Source organism: Martinezella miluonensis, from assembly GCF_900094545.1.
Classification (GTDB): Bacteria; Pseudomonadota; Alphaproteobacteria; order Rhizobiales; family Rhizobiaceae; genus Rhizobium; species Rhizobium miluonense.
Map to the genome: position 1 here is coordinate 37,458 of NZ_FMAH01000015.1, position 6,275 is coordinate 43,732.

Sequence of the window (6,275 nt, forward strand, 5' to 3'; positions counted from 1 at the left end):
TGTGTGAAAGGGGTCAGCGGATCGGCGGTTTCGGCAACTTGGCCTTGCCAGGCTCCATCACGAAATCATAGGTCAGCCGGAACCAAGGGCCTTCCACTCCGGGAGTTGGGGCTGGGCCGGAGCCTTGCTGGAAATCGCCGACCAGGTGACGGGTGACACCGAACACAACGTCGCTTTTGAGGTGCCGGTCCTCATCAACGAAGACCTGAGTGATCAGCGTCTTGTAGCCCGGCTTGTAGCAGAGGAAGTGCAGATGCGCCGGACGATAGGGATGGCGCAGCTGCGCGCGCAGAAGCTCGCCCACCGGGCCGTCGGTCGGTACCGGATAGCCGGCCGGCTTGACCGAGCGGAACCAGATTCGCCCGTCCACATCGCTCCGGAACTTTCCGCGCAGATTCATGTCGGCCTGATCGGGATCCTGGTTCTCGTAGAGCCCGACCGGCGAGGCCTGCCATACGTCGACTTCGACATTCGCCAATGGCTTGCCGTCCGGATCGGTGATGCGACAGTTGGCGAACAGGGCCGAACCCGGTGTATCGGACCGCACGATTGAGCCGCCGTTCTCCGTTGCCGGGGAGTGCAGGCGCCAGAAAGGCCCGAGCAGGGCTGCGGCCGTTTCTGTGGCGCCGTTCTGGCCATTGTTCAGTAGGCAGACCAGCGTCGAGAAGCCGATGGCATCGGAGAACAGGATGCCTTCATTATGCGCCTCATGGGTGGCCTGGCCTATGCGGTTGAGGAAGTCGACGCCGAATTCGAACTCCTCCTCGGTGAGCTTCACCTCGCGGGCAAAGGCATGCATGTGCCGTACGAAGGCGGCCATGATCTCGTTCAGGCGCTCATTCGGTGTCCGCGACATGGCGTCGAGTACGACGTCCGTCACAGCATCCTGATCCTCGATAATATGGGAGCGCTGCCCGATCTCGGCTCCGCCGGTTGCGGTATCTACATTCATCGCTTCCTCCGACGCGGTTGTCGATACATCTGTGCGATCGATTGCACGATGTTTATGCGATCGATTGCACGTTGTCAAGTCGGGGAGAAAGTGCTTTCTTGACGAAGTTGATTCTGTCGTGCCGGTTTTGATGAACGCTATATCCACACGCTCGCCTGCCGCCATGCGCGGGGCCACACTCCAATCGATCGCCACAGCTGCCGGCGTGCATCGTTCGACAGCTGCGCGTGCGCTCGATCCAGGGCAGAGCCACCGCATCTCGCCGGAGGTGGTCGAACGCGTACGAGCCGAGGCACAGCGACAAGGCTATCGCCGGGATGCGATCGCAGCATCGCTACGCACGGGCCGATCAAGGCTGGTCGGCGTCGTGGTTCCGGACCTCGCGAATCCGGTCTTCGCGCCGATCCTGGATGGGATCGGCGCGCAACTGTCGAGTGAAGGCTATTCGATGCTTGTCGCAGACGGGGGGCCTGACGCTGCCGCACAGGCAGCCATCGTCGAGGAGCTGATCGCTCGGCGTGTCGACGGGCTGGTACTTGCGACTGCGACCCGCGACGACCCCGTTCTCACCATTTGCCTGAACGCCGGCGTGCCGACGGTGCTTGTCAATAGGCGCGAGGATGAGCTCCGGGCCTCATCGATCGTGACCGACGACCTTGCCGGCATGTTCCTGGCCGTCGAGCATCTTATAGAGCTTGGACACCATAGGATCGGGCATCTTGCAGGCCCCGTTGATTTCTCCACCGGCGTGCTTCGCCGCAAGGGATTCGAGGATGCGATGCGGACAGCGGGACTTGCCGCCGACGCAGTTGTGGTTACCACCGAATATAGCCGGCCGGCCGGCCGCTCCGCGACCGCGTCGCTGCTCGACCGCTGGCCCGATGTGACAGCCATTGCAGCCAGCAACGACCTGCTCGCGCTCGGCGCTATTCAGGAACTGAAGGTACGTGGCCTGTCGTGTCCGGCTGACCTTTCGATCGTTGGACACAACGATATGCCTTTGATGGACATGGTTGCCCCGCCGCTTACGACGGTGCAGATCGGACTCGCGGAAATGGGAGAGCAGGCAGCGCGACATCTTTTGGACCACATATCGGGCTCCAGTCTAAAGCCAGCGGTACTTCAAGTCCGGCCGCAGTTTGTGTTGCGTGACTCGACAGCGATGGCATCGAAATAGATATCGCCTCGCACTTGAATATGAAAATGCGACAGTTTTAGCAGTTAATCCGAGAACGCTGCCGCGGAAAATCTCAGACGATCACCTTCTGTCCATTTCTATCGCGATGTCACCCGGTTTTGGCTTTCGACCTGACCCTGCTCCGATATTGATATGGCCAATTTCCCAATGGCTTCCCGCGTCTGAATGCATCGGCGTCAAATGGAAATACGGGTCAGAGCGTTGTGGACACCGACAGCGGAGATGCCTATCGGGATCATAATCAGTCGCGATTGGCTGCGTTATACCGGGTATCGTCGGAGTGGGTGGACTGAGACAGGTTTCGCGACTCTTTGGCTTGCCTGATGACGTAGATCGCCTCACCGAAGATCTCGCGTCGCCGCTGCCTTGCAACGATGATCGCACGCGCCCGCTCAGCTTCCGTTACCGCGACGTTAGCTGGCGGTACGGACGCCTCGTTCTCGATCATATCGATCAGCAAGTTGCGCATCACTCCATTCTCCTCCTTCAGGCGTTCCAGTTCGCCAATCAGAGGGGAGGCCTTCAACTTAAGGCCAATCATGTCATCGACCGCCTTCTCGGCGAGCCGGGTTTTGACGGCAAAGAAGCGTGTAATGAAAAACGTGCAAACAACCGCGCACAGGGTGAGGATAAGATATGGCATGACCAGGCTCCTGTAACCTAGCTGAGATTGGGGTGGGGAGCCGACGTTTCAATAGGTATCACCTGCCGACAATTGTCGCAAACCACAGATCTCGATCCTTTGCGGCCCTCTTCCGGAGGTGTCGTGCGACCGCCGCTTGCATTTGAGGTCCTCCGATTGCTCGAAAGTCTGCGATGTGAGGCCCGGATCTTTGACCTCAGGCCCCCCCCGGACGAAGCGCAGGCCAGTCATCCGAAGGTGCAGGAATTGCGCGATCGCACACACTGGTCGGAAGGTCGGGACGGCTGCCGATAACTTTCGGCCGCCTCAATGGTGCCAAAGGCGTCGAGCGTAGGACCGCAGCCTGTCATGCTGTAAGTGGTAGATTTTCTGCTTCCACTGGCAGATTTAAAGCGCTTTCTTTCTCTTCGAGCAGCAGGTATCGCCTTTGCCGGTGGACAAACCGGAGGGATTGGCATGTTGCGTTGGGGTTTTTTGGGAACGAGCTTCATTTCCCACACGATGGCGAAAGCGGTTGCAAAAAGCGCCGGCTCCAAGCTCGTGGCGGTTTCCGGACGCGATCCAGCCCGACTTGACGCGTTCGCAACGCAATACGAGGTGCCGAAACGATATGACACGTTGGACGCTGTTGCAGAAGATGCGGATGTTGACGTGGTCTATGTTGGCCTTCCAAACAACCTTCATGCCCAAGCTGTGATTGGTGCAGCCGCCCGCGGTAAGGCAGTTCTTTGCGAGAAATCGCTTGCCACGAATATGGATGATGCTCGTGCGATAGCTCAAGCTGTTACGGAAACCGGGATATTTTTCGTCGAAGGGCTGATGTATCTAAGTCACCCGATCATTGCTGCCTTCGGAGAAGTTATCGAATCTGGCCGCTTGGGGCGTTTGCGCACGGTTTCGGCGACTTATGCCGCCGATATCTGGGACGTCGTTAATCCGCATGGCAATGGAACGATCTTCAATCTCGGATGCTATCCGGCTTCGCTGCTACACTATGTCCTGAAAATGGGCTGCGGTGACACGGCCTTCCCGCGAAGGCAAGTACAAGCCACCGGCAATCGCTCCGCCAAGGATGGGAACCTTTGTGACGCTACGGCAATTCTTAGGTTCGATAACGGACTTATCGCAGGACTAACGAGTACCGATAGCTTTGGTATGTCCTATGAATTCACTGTTCGAGGGGAACTCGGCTCGTTGCGCTTTCTCACCAATCCTTGGCTGCCGGCAGCGGGCGACAATAGCTTCGAAATCGAACTTTATGGCCATCCGGTCGAAAGAGTAACGCGCTCATCGAGATACGATGCTTTCGATTATCAGGTTCAACTTGTAGAAGCGGCCATCGGGAATGGGCATCGCGAAGCCCCGCTTCCGTCGCCAAGCCTTGCGGATTCGCTACGGATAATGAGCTTTCTTACTGAATGGCAGGACTTGGCCGAACGAGCGATCGACGGCTAACCCACCCCGTTCTTACTCCAGTGCGAACACATATGGGGCAAGGCATCGGGGAGTTCGACAGCTTCTCATATCGCTCTGAATAGTTCCGCAATAAGGACTTATGCCGACCGTACTGGGATCGACGCTGCCGGTTCAACTCCGGTCAAGAGCAGCATATCGCGCTTCGTCGACGTCTCTTGATTGCATCCAGAAGCGGCTAGTCCTGTTCTTTCAGTAGAGGAGCAAACGCCTTCTTTAAGGTTTGAGCCTCAATCGGGTCGGTCATGTGCCACTGAGAGGTTGATGGATTGACGATCATTTCGAGGTCGGCCTTTGCCCGTTTTTCTTCTGCCTCAGCTTGATTGTTTCACCACCGAGCCTGCGCAATTCAGAGTGCTTCTCTTCGAGTTCAAAGCCGGAAAATTGGAGCACCGATCCCCCTTCCTCCTGCGACAGTCCCGTATTCCGGCACAGAGCCACTAATCACGCTATTCCGTCAAAACCCATGAAAATCCCTGGGTTTCAGCGGAATTTCAGCAAAATTTCAGAGCTTACGCCACGGCTAATCAGGACGTCTCCGGCTTGGGCTGCCAAAAAGCGCATAGACGACAACAAGTACGGAATCACCAGAATGGCATACTCGGGCAATGACTTAGGGTTGTTTCGCTGGCGGATGTGCTAGCCGGAGGTCGCGTTCTTGGGGCAGATCATAGAATTTCCGGCTTCATTTTCGTCTCTTGCAGGGGAGGAAACAAACGACCTGCAGCATCGAGGCATCAGCGGCATAATTGCGGAGAAATCGTTTCCATACGCTGTTTTCTTCTTGGCTTCCGGGATGTTTGAGGCTCACAAGACATCGCCGCGGACCGCAGCGCTGTTTGCGACACAGCAGCGTTGGCTTCTGAGTCATGCCGCGTTGGCACATTTTTTCCGGCCTATCGGCGATGTGGAGCCGGGTCTCAGCCGCAGAAGCCTTGGCCTTCTCGGACCTTTCCTTGGTCTCGCCAGCCGCAATACAGCCTATACCTTTTTCGATGAAGCCATGAAGTACGGCGTGATTCAGCCCGTAGACGAGCGAGCGGCTGGCCACGGCAGACTGGCCAAGCCATCCGTCGAATCTCTGTCTCTTCTGGCACTCTGGTACAGCCTGCACTTTCAGGCGCTTGACCTGCTCGGCGGTGGACAAAGGCACGCACAATTCTCCGCTCAATGGGAGGACTTGCTTCCATTGATCCAGCCGGTTGTAGCTGACGCGTTGTTCTTCAGCTCCGAAGTGCGCGCGCCAGGCCCGCTCTACACGATCTTCACCTGGATCGATTCAGGCGGGTGGCTGATGGACCGGCTGATCGCGGGTGTCGATTGGCAAGCCCTCTCAGGGCAAGACCGATACCTCACCGACGTCTGTTCGATTGCGTATCTGGCCCAATCTGCCGGTCTTTCACGCGCGCATACGAGCCGGAAGCTCTCGGAAGCTCAATCGATCGGAGGACTCGGTTGGACTGGGCGGCCGGGGCATTCGCCGATCTGGATTTCGCGCGGTTTCTACGAGGAATATGCGCAGTTCCAGGCGCGAAAGCTGGTCATCCTCAATGGCGCGCTCGCGAAAGCTTTAACCGGCGGTTCATCGGCTTCTCGGGGAGCCCACAATTGCGAATGATGCAGTGTGTCCCCCTTGACCGCCCCTGCAGACATTCATCTGCGGAAAGTCCTCAAAATCCCGCAAGTCAAAAATGGACGCTGACGCCTGCGGCCAATTTTATTAGTTCTGCTGCGAGAAGGGGTTGTGGCGGCGATCCGTGGCCATTTCTGGCGGCATTTCTTTGGAAAGTACTGCGTGCGCTGAGAGACATGGAGCGGCCTGAAGCCGCTCCAGCAGAAAGTCCGTGGCAGCTGGAATCGGTTCGAGCGAACATAGATGGATAGAGGTTCACTTTGATTTTCGGATACCGTTTTGCGCGATCTTGGGGCCTAGCTGCGAGCGTTGCAGTAATGGCACCGGCAGGTGTTGCGTTAGCGCAGACGGCCTCGCAGGTGACGCCGCAGAGCTT

6 protein-coding genes are annotated in these 6,275 nt (G+C 57.6%); 3 read left to right on the top strand and 3 right to left on the bottom strand.

The window, feature by feature from the left end:
- Positions 1-13: 13 nt before the first annotated feature.
- The gene (locus GA0061102_RS14370; protein ID WP_092849024.1) at positions 14-952 is read right to left on the bottom strand and encodes a dioxygenase family protein; all 939 of its coding nucleotides are present in this window, start codon (positions 950-952) and stop codon (positions 14-16) included.
- A 130-nt stretch (positions 953-1,082) separates the two neighbouring features.
- On the opposite strand from GA0061102_RS14370, the gene GA0061102_RS14375 reads away from it, so the two are divergent.
- Entirely contained in the window at positions 1,083-2,129 is a 1,047-nt protein-coding gene (locus tag GA0061102_RS14375) for a LacI family DNA-binding transcriptional regulator (protein WP_245298015.1), read from the top strand.
- A 262-nt stretch (positions 2,130-2,391) separates the two neighbouring features.
- Here the strand turns inward: GA0061102_RS14375 and GA0061102_RS14380 are convergent, their stop codons facing one another.
- Positions 2,392-2,793 carry a hypothetical protein gene (locus GA0061102_RS14380; protein WP_092849033.1) on the bottom strand — a complete coding sequence of 134 codons (402 nt, stop codon included), beginning with the start codon at positions 2,791-2,793 and terminating at the stop codon, positions 2,392-2,394.
- 357 nt (positions 2,794-3,150) lie between these two features.
- On the opposite strand from GA0061102_RS14380, the gene GA0061102_RS14385 reads away from it, so the two are divergent.
- Entirely contained in the window at positions 3,151-4,248 is a 1,098-nt protein-coding gene (locus GA0061102_RS14385) for a Gfo/Idh/MocA family protein (RefSeq protein ID WP_245298016.1), read from the top strand.
- 895 nt (positions 4,249-5,143) lie between these two features.
- Entirely contained in the window at positions 5,144-5,884 is a 741-nt protein-coding gene (locus tag GA0061102_RS14390) for a hypothetical protein (RefSeq protein ID WP_245298017.1), read from the top strand.
- A gap of 67 nt (positions 5,885-5,951) precedes the next feature.
- Here GA0061102_RS14390 and GA0061102_RS33300 read toward each other — a convergent pair.
- Positions 5,952-6,275: hypothetical protein (locus GA0061102_RS33300; protein WP_208858651.1), on the bottom strand; the 324-nt coding region annotated here is incomplete at its 5' end.